The sequence below is a fragment of the Methylobacterium komagatae genome, assembly GCF_042661665.1.
In the GTDB taxonomy this organism is placed as follows: Bacteria; Pseudomonadota; Alphaproteobacteria; order Rhizobiales; family Beijerinckiaceae; genus Methylobacterium; species Methylobacterium komagatae.
The window spans coordinates 1,937,413-1,956,477 of record NZ_JBHSWN010000001.1 but is presented as its reverse complement, the minus strand read 5'-3'; the positions used below and the strand labels follow the sequence as shown (position 1 = coordinate 1,956,477).

Sequence of the window (19,065 nt, the reverse complement as noted above, 5' to 3'; positions counted from 1 at the left end):
CTCGCCTCGTCTTTTCATCACGCCGCCCGTGCCGTGCCGAACCGTGTCACGTCGATGATCCGCCCGCCGATCGCCTCGCGCATGGCGGCGTCGTGGACGATTCCAAGGATGGCGGCGCCCGCCTTGCGGCGCTCCTCCACCAGTTCCGCCACCACGGCGCGGTTCTGCGCGTCGAGCGAGGCGGTGGGTTCGTCCAGAAGCAGGATCGGGCGCGGGGCGATCAGCCCCTTGGCGATGTTCACGCGCTGCTGCTCGCCGCCTGAGAAGGTCGCGGGCGGCAGGCCCCACAGGCGTTCGGGCAGGTTGAGCCGGGCCAGGAGATCGCCCGCGCGCTGCCGCGCCTGATCCTCGCTGAGGCCGCCCTCGCGTCCCGCCACCTCGACCACGTCGCGGGACGAGACACGAGGGATCACCCGTAGGAATTGCGAGACATAGGACATGGTCCGCGCCCGGAGGGCCAGCACATCGCGGGGGGCGGCACGCGCTACGTCCACCACCCGCTCACCGTCGCGGACGATGATGTCGCCCGCATCGCAGCGGTAGTTGCCATAGGCCATGCGCAGGAGAGACGACTTGCCAGCGCCGGAGGGCCCCCAGAGGACGGCGCACTCGCCCGGTGCCACGGAGAAGCTCGCCCCCGCCACCACCGGCAGCACGGTGCCGCCGCGCAGGTGCAGGGTGAAGCTCTTGGCGACGTCGCGGAATTCGAGGGCGGCGATCATGCGGCAAGCACCGATGAGACAAGGAGTTGGGTGTAGGCGTCGGCGGGATCGTCGAGCACCTGATCGGTCAGGCCGGTCTCGACCACCCTCCCTGCCCGCATCACGGCGATGCGGTGGGACAGGAGCCGCGCCACGGCGAGATCGTGGGTGACGATGATCACCGCCAAGCCCAGTTCTCCCGTCAGCCGCCGGATCAAGTCGAGGAGCCGCGCCTGCACCGAGACGTCGAGGCCCGAGGTCGGCTCATCCATGAGGACGAGGCGCGGGGCGGTGACGAGGTTGCGGGCGATCTGCAACCGCTGCCGCATACCGCCGGAAAAGCGCGTCGGCGGATCGTCGATCCGGTCGGCGGCGATCTCGACCCGGCCGAGCCAGTCCAGGGCCTGGGAGCGGATGGTTCCGTAATGGCGCGCACCGAGGCCCATCAGCCGCTCGCCGACATTGCCGCCGGCCGAGACGGCCATGCGCAGGCCCTGAGCCGCGTCCTGGCGGACGAAGCCCCAATCGGTGCGGGCGAGCGCCCTGAGTTCCGCCGGGCCGATCTCGGCCAGCGGCCGTACGCGCCCCTCCCGGTCGCGGTAGCGCACCTCGCCGGAATCGGGGGCGAGTTCGCCCGCCAGCATCGAGAGCAGGGTCGACTTGCCCGATCCCGATTCCCCGACGATCGCAAGGACCTCGCCCTCGGTGACGTCGATATCGACACCCGCGCAGGCCGTGCGGGGGCCGTAGGTCTTGGTGAGCCCGTGGGCCGAGAGCAGCGGGGTCATCGCGCGTCCTCCCGGCGGGTCTCGCAGGCATCGGTGTCGGAGCATATGAACATCCGCCCGCCCGCATCGTCGGTCACCACCTCATCGAGGTAGTGGCCCTTCGCGCCGCAGAGTGCGCAGGGGTCGGTGAAGTGCTGCACCCGGAACGGATGATCCTCGAAATCGAGGCTGCGCACCGTCGTGTAGGGCGGCACGGCGTAGATCCGCCGCTCGCGGCCCGCACCGAAGAGTTGGAGCGCGGGGCAATCGTCCATCTTCGGGTTGTCAAATTTCGGCGTCGGCGACGGGTCCATCACGTAGCGGCCCGCGACCTCCACCGGGTAAGCGTAGGTCGTGGCGATGTGGCCGTGGCGGCTGATGTCCTCGTAGAGCTTCACATGCATCAGCCCGTACTCGGCGAGCGCGTGCATCTGGCGCGTCTCGGTCTCGCGCGGTTCGAGGAAGCGCAGGGGCTCCGGGATCGGGACCTGATAGACCAGAGTCTGGCCCTCGGTGAGCGGCGTCTCCGGGATGCGGTGGCGGGTCTGGATCACCGTGGCCTCGCCCGTTCGGGTCGTGGTGGCGATCCCGGCGGTCTTGGCGAAGAAACGGCGGATGGAGACGGCGTTGGTCGTGTCGTCCGCACCCTGGTCGATGACCTTGAGCACGTCCGACCGGCCGAGGATCGCTGCCGTCACCTGCACGCCACCCGTGCCCCAGCCATAGGGCATCGGCATCTCGCGGGAGGCAAACGGAACCTGATAACCCGGCACCGCCACCGCCTTGAGCAGCGCCCGGCGGATCATCCGCTTCGTGCCCTCGTCCAGATAGGCGAAGTTGTAGGCGTCGCTCATTCCGCAGCCTCCCGCCCAGCCTCGAACTCGGCGCGCATCCGCCGGACCAGTTCCAGCTCGGCCTGGAAATCGACGTAGTGGGGCAGTTTCAGGTGCTCGACGAAGCCCGTCGCCTGCAGGCTGTCGCAATGGGCGAGGACGAATTCCTGGTCCTGCGCCGGGCTCGCCAGCGGCTCGCCGAGTTCGCCCGCCCGGAGGGCCCGGTCCACCAGGGCCATGGCCATGGCCTTGCGCTCGCTCTGGCCAAAGACCAGCCCATAGCCACGGGTGAATTGCGGCGGCGCCTCCCGCGAGCCCTTGAACTGGTTGACCATCTGGCATTCCGTGACCTGCACGGTGCCGAGCGGCACGGGGAAGCCCAGTTCCTCCGGCACGAACTCGACCGCGACCGTGCCGACCCGGACCTCGCCCACGAAGGGATGGGTGCGCCCGTAGCCGCGCTGGGTCGAGTAGCCGAGCGCCAGGATGAAGCCCTCGTCGCCCCGCGCGAGCGCCTGGAGCCTCGTCGCCCGATCGCATGGATAATCGACCGGCTCGCGGGTGATGTCGGGTAACGGCGAGCCGTCATCCTGTGGCGAGGGCTCGATCAGCCCGTCGCGACCGAGGAGATCCGTGACGCGGGGCGTGGCGGCGGCATCCGCGCGGGGCTCGGCCTCGGCGGCAGGCTCAGCAGACCCCTCTTCCGCCAGGGTAAAATCTACGAGGCGGTGGGTGTAGTCGAAGGTCGGCCCGAGCACCTGTCCGCCCGGCAGGTCCTTGAAGGTCGCGGAGATGCGCCGCCGCAACGTCATGGCCCCGGTATCGAGGGGCTCGGAGGCCCCGAAGCGCGGCAGCGTCGTGCGGAAGGCCCGCACGAGAAACACCGCCTCCACCACGTCGCCCCGGGCCTGCTTGAGCGCCAGCGCCGCGAGATCGGGATCGTTGAGCGAGCCCTCCGCCATCACCCTGTCCACCAGCAAGGCCATCTGCTCGCGGATCTGCGCCACGGTCAGTTGCGGCACCGCCGGATCGCCCCGGCGCACCTCCGCAAGGAGCCGGTGGGCATTATCGATGGCGGCCTCGCCGCCCTTCACGGCCACGTACATCGGCTCAAGCCCCCAGGACGGTCGAGCGCGGTAAGCCGGCGAGGCGGCCGGGCGCGGTGAGGATCAGGTCCACCCCGAGGGGGAAGCCGTCGTGGTTCGCCCGCAGGTCCTGCGGCCAGGAGGGCGGCAGCGGCGAGATGGCGAGATCGGCCGTGCCGCGGATGCCCGGCCCGGCGAGGCGAAGGCCCGGCCCGGCCTCGATCGCGTCGAAGGCCAGAACCAGCGTGGTCGAGGTGTCGGGATAGGCGGGTGTTCCTTGCGCAAATTCTGCGAGGGGCGGGCAGCGACCAGCCTCCCGCACCAGGGCGAAAGCCGCCCGCGCGGGATCGTCGGTCAGGGGCGCCCCGGTATGGAAGCGCAGATAGGCGGCGACATCCGGTGCAGCGGCGAGTGCCGGATCGAACCAGACCGGCGTGTCCCCGTCGGTGAGGGCGAGGGCGACCGCCGCGAGTTCGGGCGTCAACGGCGCGGGCGGGTCGAGCTCGGCCGCTATGGATTGGATGGTCCCCGGCCGGGCCAGGGCATCGAGCACCGCGCGGAAGATCCCTTGTGCCTCGTGGACGGGATCGGTGAAGCCGGGACGCAGCATCTCAATCCTCCCCACGGGCGAGCGTCAGGAAATCGACCCGCGTCGCGGCCGTGCGCCGTGCCTCGGCGGCCGCCTCCTCGGCCTGTCGCCGGGCGACGGGGGCCAAGGCCGCCTCGACGCCGAGCCGGTCGCCCTGCCAGAGGGCATCGAGGATCGCGGCCTGCCGGGCGCGGCGGCGGTCGCGGCCGAGGTGGTAGGCGAAGCCCGTCCGCCCATCTGTGAGCCGCACGGCGGCGCGGGTGACGCTGACCTCGCCGAGGTTGAAGGGACGCCCGTCGCCGCCGATCCGGCCGGTCGCCATGACCAAGCCGATCTCCGGCGTGCGCAGATCTTCGGCCTCCGGAGCGCCGAGCCCGGTCAGGGCGCGGCTCAATTCGTCCGTCGTCGCAGCGGCGCAGAGGGCCATCATAGCCCTGCGTGCGTCCGTCTCCGTGTCCCGACTCGTCACCGGCATCGCGGCCTCCGATCTTGTCTATATGTTTAGACAACTGGCGCCAGCCGCGCAAATGAAGTTTGTATGACGCCTCACGAGATGGACGGGTTGGCGGGTGAGCGAGACGGTCGAGGCGTTGAGCCGTGGGGCAGGTCTGGCCGCGTGGCGGCAGATCGCGGATGCGCTGGAAGCGGAGATCGCGGCGGGCAAGCTGGCGCAGGGAACGCAGCTTCCGACCGAGGCGGCCCTGGCGGCACGCTTCGGCGTGAACCGGCACACGGTGCGCCGGGCGCTGGCGACGCTCGCCGAGCGCGGGCTGATCCGCGCGAGCCAGGGACGGGGTACCTTCGTAGAGGCCGCTCCCCTCGCCTACCCGATCGGGCGGCGTACGCGCTTCTCCGAGATCGTAACGGGCGCCGGGCGCGAGCCCTGGGGCGAACTCGTCGCGCAGACCGAGGTGACGGCCGACGCGAACGGCGCGGCGATGCTCGGGGTGAGCGAGGGTGCGCCGCTCCTCGAACTCGTCACCGTCCACCGGGCGGATGGCGTGCCGCTCTCCACCGCGCGGACGTGGCTGCCGCTGCCGCGCTTCTCCGGCTTCGCGGAGGCCTACGCGGCGTCCGGCTCGATCACGCGGGCGCTCTCGGCCTGCGGAGTGCCCGATTATACCCGCCTCTCGACGCGCATCCGCGCCCGCCCGGCCGACCCGGCCGAGGCCGCTCGGCTCGACCTGACGCCGGGGCGCGTGGTGATCGTGGTGTCGAGCGTCAACGTCGATGCGGCGGGCATTCCGATCCAGGCCAACCGCTCGGCCTTCGCCGCCGACCGGGTGGAACTGGTGGTGAGTCCCTAACGGGAGAACCCGGCGCCTCAATGCGCCGGGCCGCCGATGATCGCCCGGCGCAGCCGCCCCGAGATCCAATCGATGGCCGAGACGGTCACGAGGATCATCAGCACGAGGAAGGCGACCTGCTGGAGCTCCAGCACGCGGATCAACTCGGTGAGGTACTGCCCGATGCCGCCCGCGCCGACGATGCCGATGATCGTCGCGGAGCGGGTGTTCGATTCGAAGAAGTACAGTACCTGGCTCGCCAGCACCGGCAGCACGCCGGGGATGAGCCCGAAGCGGATGCGGTGGAGCGACGAGCCCCCCGAGGCGACGACGCCCTCGGAAGGCTTGCGGTCGCAGGTCTCGATCGCCTCGGAAAACAGCTTGCCGAGCGCGCCGATATCCGAGCACGCGATGGCGAGCGCCCCGGCGAAGGGGCCGAGCCCGACCACGTTGATCCAGATGAGCGCCCAGATCAGCACATCGACCGAGCGCATGACATCGAGCCCCCGGCGGACGGCGAAGCGCGCGAAGGGGTTCGGGACGACGTTGCGCGCGGCGAGGAAGGCGATCGGAAACGCGATCAGCGAAGCCGTGAGCGTGCCGAGGAAGGCGATGCCCAACGTCTCTGCCAGGGCATGGAGGAACAGGCTGAACCGCCCGCCTGCGCTCGGCGGCAGCATCTCCAGGGCGAAGCCCGCGAGCCGCCCAAGCCCGCCGAAAATCCGCGCCAACGAGAAATCGAGCGCCCACATTCCGTAGGCGGCCGAGCCGAAAAGGGCCGCGAGCAGCGCCAGCACCCGCAGACGGCCCGCGATGTCGGTGCGGAACTGCTCCGGATGCCGGGCGCGCAGGATGGCGAGTTCCGCGAGCGCCGTCCTGCGGAGGGATGACGGTTCGCGCGCGCTCATCGCCGCTCCTCGTGGCCGATCAGACGATGGCGCAGCTTTTCCGTGCCAAGATCGATGGCGAAGACCGTGAGCACGATCATCAGCAGGATCGCGCTGACATCCGAATAGTAGAAATTGCGGATCGCGATCAGCAATTCCTGCCCGATCCCGCCCGCGCCAACGAAGCCCATCACGCCCGCGCCGCGCACGTTGATCTCGAAGCGCAGCAGCGCATAGGAGGCGAAGTTCGACAGGACCTGTGGCAGCACCGCGAAGCGCACGGTCTCGACCCAGTTCGCCCCCGTGCCGGTGAGCCCCTCGACGGGCTTCATGTCGATATTCTCGACCACCTCGGAGAACAGCTTGCCGAGCGCCCCCGCCGTGTGGATCGACAGCGCCAGCACGCCGACCATCGGCCCGAGGCCGAAGGCGATGACGAAGATCAGCGCGAAGACGATCTCCGGCACGGTGCGGCAGATTTCGAGGAAGCGCTTGGCCCCGAAGCGCAAGGCGGCATTGCGGACGAGGTTTCCGGCGGCCACGAAGCACAGGACGAAGCCGCCGAGCGCCCCGAGCAAGGTGCCGAGATAGGCCATCAGCAGGGTCTCGCCGAGGAGCGCGAGCCATTTCGGCAGGCCCCAATACCATTCGGCGAGATCGCCTCCGAGATGGGCGGGGCGCAAAACCGGCACGATCTGGGCGATGTAGGCGGTGAACTTGTCGATATTCCCGATGAGCACCAGCGGGCGCACCTCGGCCGCGACGGCGGCGAGAACGACGAGCGCCGCCATCACCACAAGTCCGATGAGGATTCGCCGCCGGGTGCCCGCCCGCTCGGCGGCGTAGCGTCCGACGAGCCGGCGGCCCGCTGGGGCGGAAGGGGTGTCAGGCGCTGCAACGGTCGCTCGCCGTTTGGTGAGAAGAAACGCGAAAGTGTCAGACCGTCATTGCGAGCGCAGCGAAGCAATCCAGGGCAGCGGGACGTCTCGGAATGAGGCGTATCCCTGGATTGCTTCGCGTTGCTCGCAATGACGGGTTTGGACGGGGTCCGTTGGGCGCTACGACTTCCGGCGCTGCTCGTCGTTGAACTTCAGCATGTCGATGATCGGCTGGTAATCCTTCATCGTCACCGGGGTCAGGCCCTTGTCCTTCCCGTCGGAAAGACGGTCGAAGGCAGTCTTGTCCTTGGCCTGCAGCTCTTCGAAGGCGGCGCGGAGCTTCGCCTTCAGATCGGCGGGCAGGCTGTCCAGCATCGCGAAGGGGCCTTCGGGCAGGAAGTCCGACTTGAAGACCACGCGGAAATCCGATTGCTTCATCGGGGTGCCGTCGGCGTTCTTCAGAAGTCCCTTGGCCGCCATGCGGGTGACCATGGTGTCGGTCTCGGAGTTCCACAGGTTCGCCGCCGCGTCGGCGGTGCCCTGCGTCAGGGCGAGCACCGCGTTCTCGTGGCTGCCCGCGAAGACCGTCTTGCCGAAGAACTTGTCGACCTCGTAACCCGCCCGCTTCAGGAAGAAGCGCGGCGCTTGGTTGCCGGAGGTGGAGTTCGGATCGACCAGGGCGAGGTTCTTGCCCTTCAGATCCTCGATCGTCTTGTACGGGCTATCGGCCTTTACATAGATCACCGAGTAATAGCCCGAGACGCCGGTCTCGTGCTTCTGGTTGACGATCGGGTCGATCTTCACCCCCGTCAGCACGGCGCGGGCGAAGGAGGCCGGGCCGTAGAAGGCGATCTGGATGTTGCCCGCGCGCTGGCCCTCGATCACCGCCGCGTAATCGTTGGCGACGCGCAGCTTTACCGGCACGCCGAGGGACTTGGTCAGGTATTCGGTGAGCGGAGCATAGCGATCCGTCGTGCCGGAGGCGTTCTCGGCCGGGATCACGGCCAGGGTCAGCTCCGGATACTGCGCTTTCCAGGCTTCGTCCGCATGGGCCGCGCCACCGAAGAGCCCGAGCGCCAGGGCGGCGCCAGCCAGGGTGCGTCTCGTGATCATCGATCGTCTCCGTTCGCAGGTCATCGTTCCGGCTGGTGCCGGGCGAGAGTCGGGCGTTTCCTCAGGTCCGGTCTGTCAGGCGCCGATGGCCGCGTGGTGGGCCGGGCGCGCCGGAATCGTCATGCTCGGAGGCGGCATGGACGCTTCGTCGTCCAGCACCTCGCCAGCCTCCAGGCCGTAGAGGCGACGGGCCACATCCTCGGTGAGGTCGAAGCCGCGCCCGTCGAAGACGACCCGCCCGGCGACGAGACCGATGAGCCGGTCGCAATAGGCGCGGGCCAGATCGAGCGAGTGCAGGTTGCACATCACGGTGATCCCGTAGCGCCGGTTCACCTCGGCCAGGGCGTCCATCACGAGGCGCGTGTTGCGCGGATCGAGGGAGGCGACCGGCTCGTCCGCGAGGATGATCTCGGGCTCCTGTACCAGGGCGCGGGCGATGGCGACGCGCTGTTGCTGGCCGCCGGACAACTGGTCGGCCCGTACACCCGCGAACTGGCCCATATCGAACCCGTCGAGGGCGGCCAGCGCCATGGCCTTGTCCGCCTCCGACCACATCCGCAGGAGCGAGCGGTGGCTCGGCACGTGACTGAGGCGGCCCATCAGCACATTCGTCATCACGTCGAGACGCCCGACGAGATTGAACTGCTGGAAGATCATGGCGCAGCGCGCCCGCCAGTCCCGCAACTGATGGCCGCTCAGGGCAGTGACATCCGTCTCGCCGTGCAGGATGCGGCCGGAACTCGGCTCGGCGAGGCGGTTGATGAGGCGCAGAAGCGTCGACTTGCCCGCGCCGGACCGGCCGATCACCCCGACGAAGCTCCCCGGCTCGATGCGCAGGGACACACCGTCCAAAGCGCGACGGTCACCATAGTGGCGCGTCAGGTTGTCGATGACGAGCATTTACGAACCCACAACTTGTGTAGTTCCGTAGACAGATCTTGCACGACGATTAGATGACGATTGCCGGCGAAGTAATTTTTAGGAAAGCCAACGTCATGGCTGCATTGCGGAGCGATGACGCCGAACTTCTCTCCCGGATTTCCGGCTGGAGACACCCACTTGAGTTTGGCGGCCGTCATTCGAGCGGGGCGCGAACACTCACCTCATCCGAAGTCGCGACGACCTCGTGAAAGGAATGGTGTGGCTCAACCATGCCGCCCGCCGAACGGGATGCGCGCGAGGAGGCGGAACGGCGCCGTCCCGTCCTGGCGCAGGATGTCGATGGACCGGATCGTGAGCGCCTCCGCGCCGCTATCCCGATACGTCTCCGTCAGGCGGGCCTGCCACTCGGCCTGCGCCTCCGGCGGCAGCGCATCGGTGAGGGTCATGTGGAAGCGGAATTCCTCGAAGACGTGGGGATAGCCCCACCTGTCGAGGAGTGCGCGGGCGCGGGGGCTCAGCCGCTCCGGCTTCCGCTTGGCCCGCTCGGCCTCGGTGAGGGAGGCGCGGAGGGGCTCGAAGGACGCCACGCATTCGGCTGCGAGAAGTCCGAGGGCAGGTGGCGGCACTGCGGGGATCAGAGCAACGAATCGGCCGAGGGCGGCCACTTCGAGAGTGCCCACTTCGACCGGCGGGTGGGCGGCGGCAACGCGCGCGGCCTCGCCCAGCAGATCGTCCTCACGGATGCCGGGGGCGAGCCTCATCGGCGCCTTGAGCGTCCCGTGGAAGCCGTAGACGCGGGCTCCGGCCGTCACCTCCGCAAGACCCGGGCTTTGCGGCACGGCCTCGCCGGAGACGTTGTCATAACCGAGCACCGCCCGGCCGAAGGCTTCGAGCGCCGAGCCCGGCTCGGGTAGAGCGTAGATCGCGTAACGGGGTTGGTTCATCGGGAGGCTCCGGGGCTGAGAAGGAGCTGCTCGCCCATGCGCAGCCGCGCGCCCTCAGCCAAACCAGGCACGAGCGTATAACCGGGAGGCGCCAGCACGACGATGGTCGAGCCGTGCTCGAACCAGCCCATCTCCGCGCCCTTCGCCAGAGCGGCACCGCAGGGCAGCGTGCGCCCGCCCGTCTCGCGCAGAGCGTGGCCTTCCGGCAGGAAGCCGAGCTTCAGGCCGGCCACGAGGATCGCGGCCACTGGCACGAGTGTCATGGCCGCGCCATCGGTTAGGCTCACACGAATCACCGCGCGCTCGTTGCGGCAGAACAGGGCCTCGACCCGCTTCAGGGCGATGGGGTTCACGTTCCACGTATCGCCCCAGAGATGACGCACCGAATCGACCCGCAAATCGGCCGGTGCGTGGAAGCGATGGTACATCCCCGCCGTCAGGCGAAGCGTCGCGTAGGCGCAGCCCTCATGCGAGCGAGCCAGGGCTTCGTCCTGCACGAGGTCGGCGAGGCGGTAGGCACTGCCCTTCACCTGCAGAACCTGCCCGGCGGAGACAATGCCGTTCGCCCCGAGGATCGCATCCGAGGGGCTGACGAGCACGGATGGGTCAGGGTCGATTCGTCGGGCGCCGGGGCGAAGTTCGCGGATGAAGGCGTCGTGCAGGCTCCTGAAGCGGGTCTCCTTCGCATCGGACAGGTCGACATCACAGAACAGCCGCCACAGGCCGATGGAGGCGTCCCGTACCAGGGGTTGCTCGATCCGGCTCACCTTGCCCATCACCTGCGTGGCGAGGCGGCGGGGCAGCCGGTTGGTGAGGAGGAAGTTCAGATCCTCTTGCGCGCCGATGCGGCCGAGACCTTCGCGAAGCGTCATCATCCCGTGAACCGTTCCCGTTAGCCGCGATCCGTGATGGATCCGATTCTCACTTCCCTGTCGGCCGCCGCGGCGGTCGCCCTCGCTCTGCCGCCCGCCGTGCGGCGCCTGCAGCTCTCACGGGCGAAGCACCCGTCGCTGACCGGCCATGCCCGGATGGCCCGGCGAATCGCCCGTCAGATCCCCGCCTATGCCTACGATTCGCGACAGTTCTTCCGTGCCGACGATCCGCCGGAGACGGTGGCGCAGGCGCGCGAAGCCGCCTTCGCCCGGCTGTCGGACCTGTTCCGCACGCGATACGCGACGAGCCGGGCGGAGACGGAGGGCGTGCGCTCCGGCCTGTCGGACCTTCAGTTCACCGGTCTCTACCGGGTGCCGTTCCAGTTCGCGGAGCCCGTGCACCGAAACCTCGGCGCGGGCGCCTTCATGGCGGCCTCGGACGGGGTGACGATCACCGATCTCGACGGGAACGCCTTCTACGACCTCGCCGGGTCATACGGCGTGAACCTGTTCGGGGTCGATTTCTACCGCGCCTGCCTGGAGGAAGGCGCCGCCCGCGTCGCCGCCCTGGGGCCGGTGCTCGGGTCGCTCCATCCGGTGGTGGCGCACAACGTGGCCCGGCTGAAAGCGATCTCCGGCCTCGACGAAGTGTCGTTCCACATGTCCGGCACCGAGGCGGTGATGCAGGCCGTGCGGCTGGCCCGCTACCACACCGGCAAGCGGCGGATCATCCGCTTCTGCGGCGCCTATCACGGCTGGTGGGGCGATGTGCAGCCGGGCATCGGCAACCCCGTCGCGGCCAACGACACGCTGACGCTCGCCGAAATATCCGAGCGGACGCTGCACGTGCTCGCCACCCGCAAGGACATCGCCTGCGTTCTCGTGAACCCGCTTCAGGCGCTTCATCCGAATGCGGGCGCGCCGTCCGATTCGTCGCTCGTCGACAGCGCCCGGACAGCGCATTTCGACCGCGCCGCCTATACCGAATGGCTCGCCAAGCTCCGCGAGGTCTGTACGCAGCGGGGCATCGTGCTGATCCTCGATGAGGTCTTCCTGGGCTTTCGCCTCGCGAAGGGTGGCACGCAGGAGTATTTCGGCGTGAAGGCCGACCTCGTGACCTACGGCAAGACGCTGGGCGGCGGGTTGCCGGTCGGCGTGCTCTGCGGCCGTGCGGATCTGATGCGACGCTACCGCGAGGACCGGCCGGTCGACATCTGCTTCGCCCGTGGCACTTTCAACGCGCATCCGCAGGTGATGGGCTCCATGGCCGCCTTCCTCGACAGGCTGGAGACACCGGAGGTGACGGCGCTCTACGCCGATCTCGACACCACCTGGGATGAGCGTGCCGTCGCGCTCAACCGCCGCCTCGAGGGCGCAGGCCTACCGGTGCGGGTCGCCAACCTCTCGACCGTCTGGACCGTGCTCTACACGAAGCCCGCCCGCTACAATTGGATGCTGCAATTCTACCTGCGGGCGGCGGGACTTCACCTGTCCTGGGTCGGCACGGGACGGCTGATCTTCAGCCTCGCCTATGGGGAGGCGGAATTCGCCACGGTGGCAGAGCGGTTCACCGCCGCCTGCGCGGCGATGATGGCCGATGGCTGGTGGGACGGCCCCGAGACTACGAACAAGGCGATCCGCCGCTCGGTGCTGAAGGAAGCCGCGCGGGTGCGGCTTGGGTTGGCGCCGCGATAGGCCAACCCGGCATCGCGAGCGTAAGCGAAGCGATCCAGGGCGGCGCCACATTTGGCAAGCGCCCGCGTCCCTGAATTGCTTCGCTTACGCTCGCAAAGACGGGAAGGTCAGAGGCAAAGCAAAAGCCCTCCCCTTGCGGAGAGGGCTTCCGGTTTAAAGGCGTCGGTCGATCAGGCGTGGTGCTCGGCCTGCTCTTCCTCGTCGATCAACTTGCCCTGGAGCAGGCGCAGGGGCGCCTTGTGGTAGAGCTTGATGTCGTGGAACGGGTCCGTGAGGATCTTCGTCGCCCACACCACGCCGGTCTGCACGCTCTGCTGGATGCAGAGCTGGCCGACGCGGAACAGCAGGCCCGCCAGGGCCAGCCACAGCCAGATCCAGCCGACATTGTGGATGATGCCGCTCAGATCCTGCGCGGGGCTGAGCAGACCGAAGAAGCTCGGATCGAAATACAGCGGCAGCGGCGACAGAACCCAAATCGAGAGCAGCACGATCTTGCGCTGCAAGTTGTAGCCGACCTTGATCTCTTCCTTGTGCTCGTGGGTCGCCTGATTGACGTGGTCATAGCCCTTCGGCTCGAAGAACAGATGCCCCGCCTGACGGCTGGTCATCGCCAGGAGCCAGCCGACAAGGGCGGCCTTGGCCGGGTCCTTGAAGGCCAGCACATAGGCCACCAGGAAGCAGATCGCGCTGACGACATGCAGGCTCTGGTTGATCATGTTGTGGTGATAGTAGCGGTGGTCATCCCAGCGCTGGGTACGCAGCGCCTCCCGGAAGCTGGCCATGCCTCGTCACTCCGTTCAATCGTTGCCGTGGGGATGCTGAGGGCCGATCAGGCCGTCTTGCGCATGCGGATGAGGGAGAAGTGGCCGAGGGGCGGCAGGGCGCGCCGCTCGACGATCTCGATGCCAGGCGCGGTGGCGGCCCAGCTCGTGTATCGGGCGTAGGAAAACTCGGTCCGCCAGCCGAGGCGGCTGGTGATCGGCATCAAGGTGCGCTCGATGACCCGGCGCAGGCCGCGCTCGGCCCCGATGCGAGTCGTGATGATGATCTCGCCGCCGGGCCGGAGCACGCGAGCGAATTCATCAAGGGCGGCCTCGGGGTTGGGCACCGCCGTCACGACATACTGCGCCACCACCACGTCGAAGGATTCGTCAGGCAGTTCGAGACGCTCGGCATCCATCACCGCGAGGCGCTCGACGTTGCGCAGGCCGAGCCGCGCGACACGGGCACGGGCCTTGTCGAGCATCGGCGCCGAGATATCGATGCCGAAGACGCTGCGCGACTTGGCATAGGCCGGGAGCGACAGGCCGGTGCCGACGCCGACTTCCAGCACCCGGCCGCCGACCCGCTCGGCTGCCGAGGCGGCGAGGCTGCGGCCCCGCGCGAAGACCGGCCCGAAGACCAGATCATAGATGGGAGCCCAGCGCCCATAGGCCCGCGCCACGCCGTCACGGTTCAAGGCAGCGCCGAGCGCGCCCGGCCGGGAGGGATCCCGGCTGTCCAATCCGATGGCCAAGTGTCGAAACCTTCTCTCAGGCGGTGGCGTCAGGCTTCGAGCCCGCCCGCCTCGATGCGAAGCCGACAGCAGATGTATGGGTGATTTTTGTATGTTCTGTGACACCGTGCACGGCGAGCGCACTATTGGTCCGGCCGTTGCAAGTTTTGACTAGCCGGCTCATAGCCCAATAGAGTTGGATGAGCCGCTTAAGTCGGCAAACGACTTGCCTCGTTACAGCGTCAGGACATCCACGGCCGAGCCGAGACGGGCGGTAGCGATATCCGCGACGTGGCGGTGATGCGTGAACAGGATCGGCTGCACCGATCCACCAATCTCGGCCAAGGTTTCGAGACCATGGGCGGTGCGCGCATCGTCGAAGGTCGAGAACAGGTCGTCGCCCACGAAGGGCGCAGGCTCCGCCCGGCCCGCGTAATCCTCCAGATGGGCGAGGCGCAGGGCGAGATAGAGCTGGTCGCGCGTGCCCTCGCTCATGGCCTCGATGCCGACGGGCTCGCCCCCGGACGCCCGGCGGCCGACGAGGCGAGGCGTGTCGTCCTCGTCATAGCTCTGAGCGAGACCGGAGAAAGCGTCTCCGGTGAGGCGGCGGAACAGATCGCCCGCGCGGGCGATCATCGGATCCTGCTGGCCTGCCCGATGCTTGGCGACCGCCGCGCCGAGCATCAGCCCGGCAAGGCGCAGCACCGCCCAGGACCGCGCGGCTTCCTGCATCTCGGCCTCGGCGCCTTTGCGGGTGGCGAGCGCCAGTTCGGCGCCCGTGCCGCCTTCGAGTTCAAGCCGCCGGGCGAGGTCCCGTTCCCGGTCGGAATAGACCACACGACTGCGATCCTCGACCTCCTCGGCCTCGGCGGCGAGGGCGGCGAGACCGGCCTCGATCGCTTCCGGCGGCGTCTCCGCGAGACCGGCGCGCAGGTCGGCCTCCGGTACCCCGTCGCCCGCAGCGGCGAGGTCGCGCGACCGCAGCTTCGCGAGGTCCACCCGCAGGCGTTCCCGCGCATCGAGCCGCCCGTGCAGGGCGGCGATGCCGTCGAGGGAATCCGGTCCCGCCTCGGACAGACGCTCGGCCACGAGGGACGACAGACGATCCCGCGCCGCCTCGGCCCCTCGGGCTGCCTCGCCTGCGGCGTGCCCGGCCGCATCCTGCAACCGCGTCAGCTCGGTGCGGCGCACCGCTTCGGCCTGGGCGGCTTCGAGGCGGCCCTGCAGGGTCCGCAGGCCGGCGCCGGGCGACATCTCCGCCAGATCGGGGGAGAGGTCAGCGACGAGCCCGGCGGCGGCGGCGCGGAAGGCTTCCCTGTCGCGGGCGATGCCCGCCGCCCGGCGGGCCAGTTCAGCGTGGCGGTCCAGAGCATCCGGCACCTCGCGCCACGCCGAGAGGGCGCCCTCGGCCTCGTCGAGCCCTGCCCCGGAGGACAGCCCGAGGGCGGACAGGGCCTGTCCCCACGCCTCGCGCCACGCGGCGCGACGTGTCTGCGCCTCGTCCAGGGCGGCGGCAAAACGATCGGCGGCCTGCCGGGCGGCGTCGAGGCGGCCGATCTTCTCGCGCTCGGCCTCCCAGCGGGTCGCCAGGGCCGCGAGCCGCGCCTCGATCCGCTCAAGCACGCCGCCGATCTCAAGGCCGGACAACGGCTCCAGCCCCACACGCTCGCTCAAGGCGGCGAGCGGTGCCCGCGCGGCCTCGATCTGCGCCGTGAGCCTATCGCGGTTGATGCCCTGCTCCAGGATGTCCTGCTCGGCCTCGATGGCGACCTGCGCCTCCGCGAGCCAGCGCACCATCTCGGCGGGCGAAGCGGGAACGAGGCCCACCCCGGCCCATTCCGCGCGCCAAGCGGCCTCGCCCTCATCGAGTTCGTCGGCGATGGCGGTGAGCGCCCTCGCTTCCTCGTCTACCTCGGCCTCCGCCCCCGCGAGCCGGTGAAGGTCGGCGGCATGCGCCGCGACTCGCGCCGCGTCGGCGGCCCGCTCGTCGGCGAGGCGGTCGGCGGCCGCCACAGCCCGCTCATAGGCGCCGAGATCGGCCGGATTCGCGGTGCGGCCCGCAAGTAAGGCATCGCGCAGGGGCGCGAAGGCCTCCTCGCGGGCGGCGCGCAGGGCATCCAGCCGCTCCTGCGTCGCCACGGGGCGCTCGGCCTCGCGCTCGGCGAGGCGGGCGCGGATTTCGGTCACCCGGCGCAGGGCGGCGGCATGCCGGTCGGAGGCGCGCTCGCGCTCGCGTGCCTTGCCGTCGAGGAGCGCCTGATAGGTCGCGACGACCTCGCCCGAGGGAAGCGGGGCGCGGGCGAGAGTCGCCGCATCCGAGACCGGCGGCGAAAGGCGTCCGATGCGGTTGCGCTGAAGGGTGACGGACGTGCGCAGGCCGTCCTCGAACTCGTCGCGCCGGGCCAGAACCTCCCGCAGTCGCGCGAAGGGGCGCAGCATTTCGCGGAGGGGGGCCGGATCGAGGACGGCGCCTGCCGCCTCGCCCTCACGGGTCAGGCGCTCGCATTCGGCCCGGGCGGCGTCCGCCTGCCGGGCGGCCTGGGCTTCGGCGGCGTCGAGGTCGCGGCCCTCGCGCAGGAGTCGTTCGACCCGCGCGCGGGCGGCATCGGTCGGCAGGCTGGCGGCGAGCGCCTCGCGATCCGCGAGGCCGACGCGGGTGCAGAGCCGGTCGAGGATCTGCACCGCCCGGTCGGTATCGGCCGTGACGCGCGGCAGATCGGCCCCGTCCTTCTCGAAGCGACCGATGCCCCGGAACGCCTCAAGGATCTCCTCGGCCCGTTCCGCCAGCGGCGGCACCTGCGGCAGGGCCTCGACCTCGCTGCGCGCCCTGGCGAGGGCGGCGGCGGCGCGGGTCGCCTCGGCCTCCGCCGCGCGACACTCGGCCAGGGCTTCGCCGAGCCGCGCGATCCAGGCGCCATCCGCCTCGACGGTGAGGGGGTCCTCCGCGAGCCGGACTTCCAGCGCGTCGATCTCGGCCAAAACCGGTCCGGCGCGTTTCAGCCGCTCCAACCGGGCGCGGGCGGCGGCAAGGCGGCCCCGCTCGGCACGAAGCGCGTCGAGATCGGCCCCGGCGGCGTCGATGGCTTCGTTCAGTTGCCGCCAATCGGCGGTCGAGAGGCCATTCTCGCGCTCGGCCTTGCGCGAATCCTGCCAGCGATCGAGGGCTTGGTAGAAGGTGCGGTGCCCGGCCTTGCGTGGGGTGAAGATCGTCTCGGCCTGCCCGTCGAGCTCGGCCTGCAATTCGGTGAGACCACGCAGGCCGGACCCCGCCGCGAACAGGCTGGCGCCGACCTCGCCCTCGACAGCGACCATCTCCTTGCCGCCCTTCCGCAGGGCCTCGGCATCCAGGCCGAAGGCGCGGCAGAAGACCGGGCGGGTAAGGCCGCCGAGGAAGGGCGCCAAGGCGTCGTCGGGCAGGGCCGCATCGGCCGCATCGACCAGCGTGCGGGCATTGCCCTTGCGGCGCCGGAAGGCGAGGCGGCGCCCGTCCGCGGCCACGATCTCGGCACCGATCCGCAGCGTGGGCATGTCGTGCAGGAAGGCGTAGGGCGTCGCCTTGCCGAAGCCGAACAGCAGGTCCGTCACCGCGGACAAAGCCGTGCTCTTGCCCGCCTCGTTCGCGCCCAGCACCACGTGCAGCCGCGCATCCGGCCGGAACGTGAGCGTGCGGTCGGTGAAGGCGCCGTAGCGCTCGAAGCTCAGGTTCAACAGGCGCATGATCAGCAGGTCCGGCCGGACAGGCGTCCGAGGACGAGGGCCTGCGCCTCGGCGCAGAGGGCGTCGAACTCGGCCTCGATCCCGGCCTCCTCCGCGACGCCCGAGGGCATCTTGCGTACGATCTCCGCGAGGATGCCCTTCGCGCGCTCGCGGAAATCGGGATCGCGTTCGAGTTCGGCCATGAGTTCGCCGGGGTCCAACCCCGCCGCGAGGGCGGGCGCGGCGGCGCGGGGACGGCGCGTCTCGACCTTCAGGCGCTCCAGCCAGATCTCCTCGTGCACCCGGTGGGCGGCGGCCTGCACCTCGGCGGCGAGGTCGTCGCGGTCGGCGCAGAGCCGGTCATGGGCGGCACTCTCGCCGGTCAGGTGCACACGCACCAGCATCAAGCGCGAGGCGGCGACCGGCGCGAGCGGCCGGAGCGCCGCCTCCACCCGCTCATGCGCCGCCGAAGGCTCGGACACGCCGGAGAGATCGACCGACAGCCGCTCGAAGCGCGCCCGGTCGAAAACCAGCCGCTCGACCTCACGCACCCGCCCCTCCTCGACCGAGACGAGCACGGCGCCGCGCGGGCCGCATTCGCGCACGCTCCGGCCCTGGAGGTTGCCGGGGAAGACGATCCACGGATCGCGCGACAGTTCCTGATACTCGTGGATGTGGCCGAGTGCCCAGTAATCGTAGCCGCGCAGAGCGAGATCCTGCACCGAGCACGGCGCGTAGGTCGCGTGCTGGGTGCTGCCGGTGCAGGAGGTGTGCAACACGCCGAGGTTGAACCATCCCGGCAGAGCCGAGGGGTAGCCGAGGGCGATGTTCTCCTCTACTGCCCGGTTCGGGAAGCTGCGCCCATGCAGGGCGACCTTCCAGGTTTCGAGCTTGTGGGTCGTCGCGCGGTTCGCGGGAAAGACGTGGACCGATGTTGGCAGGGTGATCGAGCGGGTGATGACGCTCTCGGCATCGTGGTTGCCGCGCACCATCACGATGGGGATGCCCGCCCGGTCCAGCCGCCCGACCTGGCGGGCGAAGAACAGGCCGATCGAGGCATCCGCCCAATCGCCGTCGTAGATGTCGCCCGCCACAACGACGAAGGCGACCGCCTTCTCGATGGCGAAGGTCACGAGATCCTCGAACGCCCCCCGCCCCGCCGCCGAGAGCCGCCGCGCGAGGTCCGCGTCGCGCCCGGCAAGCCCAGTCAACGGGCTGCCGAGATGGAGGTCAGCGGCGTGGAGGAACTGAAAATTCGGCATCCGGGACCCGTATGGCGCGGATGTTCTTAGGACGTTCCGGTGCGGTGGCTCAAGGGAGCGAACACGTCGTCCACCGCCCT

Annotated in this window: 18 protein-coding genes; 2 read left to right on the top strand and 16 right to left on the bottom strand. The window is 69.7% G+C overall.

Features of this window, described 5'->3' with window-relative positions; all coding sequences use genetic code 11:
• Window positions 1-17: 17 nt before the first annotated feature.
• Genes phnL through phnG form a run of 6 tightly spaced genes read right to left on the bottom strand, consistent with a single transcriptional unit; the run spans window position 18 to window position 4,450 of the window.
• Window positions 18-722, bottom strand: a complete 705-nt coding sequence (phnL, locus tag ACFQE0_RS09545; protein WP_378969099.1) for a phosphonate C-P lyase system protein PhnL — start codon at window positions 720-722, stop codon at window positions 18-20.
• On the bottom strand, window positions 719-1,489 hold the full coding sequence (phnK, locus tag ACFQE0_RS09540; protein WP_378969096.1) for a phosphonate C-P lyase system protein PhnK: 771 nt from the start codon (window positions 1,487-1,489) through the stop codon (window positions 719-721). Before phnK ends, phnL begins: the two co-directional genes overlap by 4 nt.
• The gene (locus ACFQE0_RS09535; RefSeq protein ID WP_378969094.1) at window positions 1,486-2,322 is read right to left on the bottom strand and encodes an alpha-D-ribose 1-methylphosphonate 5-phosphate C-P-lyase PhnJ; all 837 of its coding nucleotides are present in this window, start codon (window positions 2,320-2,322) and stop codon (window positions 1,486-1,488) included. Before ACFQE0_RS09535 ends, phnK begins: the two co-directional genes overlap by 4 nt.
• A complete protein-coding gene (locus ACFQE0_RS09530) occupies window positions 2,319-3,407 on the bottom strand; it encodes a carbon-phosphorus lyase complex subunit (protein WP_378969091.1) in 1,089 nt (362 codons plus the stop codon). The genes ACFQE0_RS09535 and ACFQE0_RS09530 overlap by 4 nt, the downstream gene beginning before the upstream one ends.
• Before the next feature lie 4 nt (window positions 3,408-3,411).
• Complete coding sequence (phnH, locus tag ACFQE0_RS09525; RefSeq protein ID WP_378969088.1) at window positions 3,412-3,996, bottom strand: phosphonate C-P lyase system protein PhnH; 585 nt, start codon at window positions 3,994-3,996, stop codon at window positions 3,412-3,414.
• A gap of 1 nt (window position 3,997) precedes the next feature.
• A complete protein-coding gene (gene phnG, locus ACFQE0_RS09520) occupies window positions 3,998-4,450 on the bottom strand; it encodes a phosphonate C-P lyase system protein PhnG (protein WP_378969086.1) in 453 nt (150 codons plus the stop codon).
• A 94-nt stretch (window positions 4,451-4,544) separates the two neighbouring features.
• Between phnG and phnF the strand changes: the two genes are divergently transcribed.
• Window positions 4,545-5,282 carry a phosphonate metabolism transcriptional regulator PhnF gene (gene phnF / locus ACFQE0_RS09515; protein WP_378969083.1) on the top strand — a complete coding sequence of 246 codons (738 nt, stop codon included), beginning with the start codon at window positions 4,545-4,547 and terminating at the stop codon, window positions 5,280-5,282.
• A 17-nt stretch (window positions 5,283-5,299) separates the two neighbouring features.
• Here phnF and phnE (ACFQE0_RS09510) read toward each other — a convergent pair whose 3' ends face one another.
• From phnE (ACFQE0_RS09510) to asd, 6 genes are all read right to left on the bottom strand, one after another.
• A complete protein-coding gene (gene phnE / locus ACFQE0_RS09510; protein WP_378969081.1) occupies window positions 5,300-6,169 on the bottom strand; it encodes a phosphonate ABC transporter, permease protein PhnE in 870 nt (289 codons plus the stop codon).
• Complete coding sequence (gene phnE / locus ACFQE0_RS09505; protein ID WP_378969078.1) at window positions 6,166-6,939, bottom strand: phosphonate ABC transporter, permease protein PhnE; 774 nt, start codon at window positions 6,937-6,939, stop codon at window positions 6,166-6,168. Before phnE (ACFQE0_RS09505) ends, phnE (ACFQE0_RS09510) begins: the two co-directional genes overlap by 4 nt.
• Window positions 6,940-7,206: 267 nt before the next feature.
• Entirely contained in the window at window positions 7,207-8,139 is a 933-nt protein-coding gene (gene phnD / locus ACFQE0_RS09500; protein WP_378969076.1) for a phosphonate ABC transporter substrate-binding protein, read from the bottom strand.
• 75 nt (window positions 8,140-8,214) lie between these two features.
• Entirely contained in the window at window positions 8,215-9,039 is an 825-nt protein-coding gene (gene phnC / locus ACFQE0_RS09495; RefSeq protein ID WP_378969074.1) for a phosphonate ABC transporter ATP-binding protein, read from the bottom strand.
• A 245-nt stretch (window positions 9,040-9,284) separates the two neighbouring features.
• A complete protein-coding gene (locus ACFQE0_RS09490) occupies window positions 9,285-9,965 on the bottom strand; it encodes a DUF1045 domain-containing protein (RefSeq protein WP_378969071.1) in 681 nt (226 codons plus the stop codon).
• Complete coding sequence (asd, locus tag ACFQE0_RS09485; protein WP_378975400.1) at window positions 9,962-10,837, bottom strand: archaetidylserine decarboxylase; 876 nt, start codon at window positions 10,835-10,837, stop codon at window positions 9,962-9,964. Before asd ends, ACFQE0_RS09490 begins: the two co-directional genes overlap by 4 nt.
• Before the next feature lie 36 nt (window positions 10,838-10,873).
• Here asd and ACFQE0_RS09480 point away from each other — a divergent pair, with 36 nt between their 5' ends.
• Window positions 10,874-12,532 (top strand): aminotransferase class III-fold pyridoxal phosphate-dependent enzyme, encoded by a 1,659-nt coding sequence (locus ACFQE0_RS09480; protein ID WP_378969068.1) that lies wholly within the window; start codon window positions 10,874-10,876, stop codon window positions 12,530-12,532.
• 170 nt (window positions 12,533-12,702) lie between these two features.
• Here ACFQE0_RS09480 and ACFQE0_RS09475 read toward each other — a convergent pair whose 3' ends face one another.
• The 4 genes from ACFQE0_RS09475 to ACFQE0_RS09460 all read right to left on the bottom strand — a co-directional run bounded on the left by ACFQE0_RS09475 (window position 12,703) and on the right by ACFQE0_RS09460 (window position 18,985).
• Window positions 12,703-13,314 carry a hypothetical protein gene (locus ACFQE0_RS09475; protein ID WP_378969066.1) on the bottom strand — a complete coding sequence of 204 codons (612 nt, stop codon included), beginning with the start codon at window positions 13,312-13,314 and terminating at the stop codon, window positions 12,703-12,705.
• 47 nt (window positions 13,315-13,361) lie between these two features.
• Entirely contained in the window at window positions 13,362-14,036 is a 675-nt protein-coding gene (locus ACFQE0_RS09470) for a class I SAM-dependent methyltransferase (RefSeq protein ID WP_378975398.1), read from the bottom strand.
• Between the two features lie 225 nt (window positions 14,037-14,261).
• The gene (locus ACFQE0_RS09465) at window positions 14,262-17,744 is read right to left on the bottom strand and encodes an AAA family ATPase (RefSeq protein WP_378969063.1); all 3,483 of its coding nucleotides are present in this window, start codon (window positions 17,742-17,744) and stop codon (window positions 14,262-14,264) included.
• Between the two features lie 2 nt (window positions 17,745-17,746).
• A complete protein-coding gene (locus ACFQE0_RS09460; protein WP_378969061.1) occupies window positions 17,747-18,985 on the bottom strand; it encodes a metallophosphoesterase family protein in 1,239 nt (412 codons plus the stop codon).
• Window positions 18,986-19,065 lie beyond the last annotated feature (80 nt).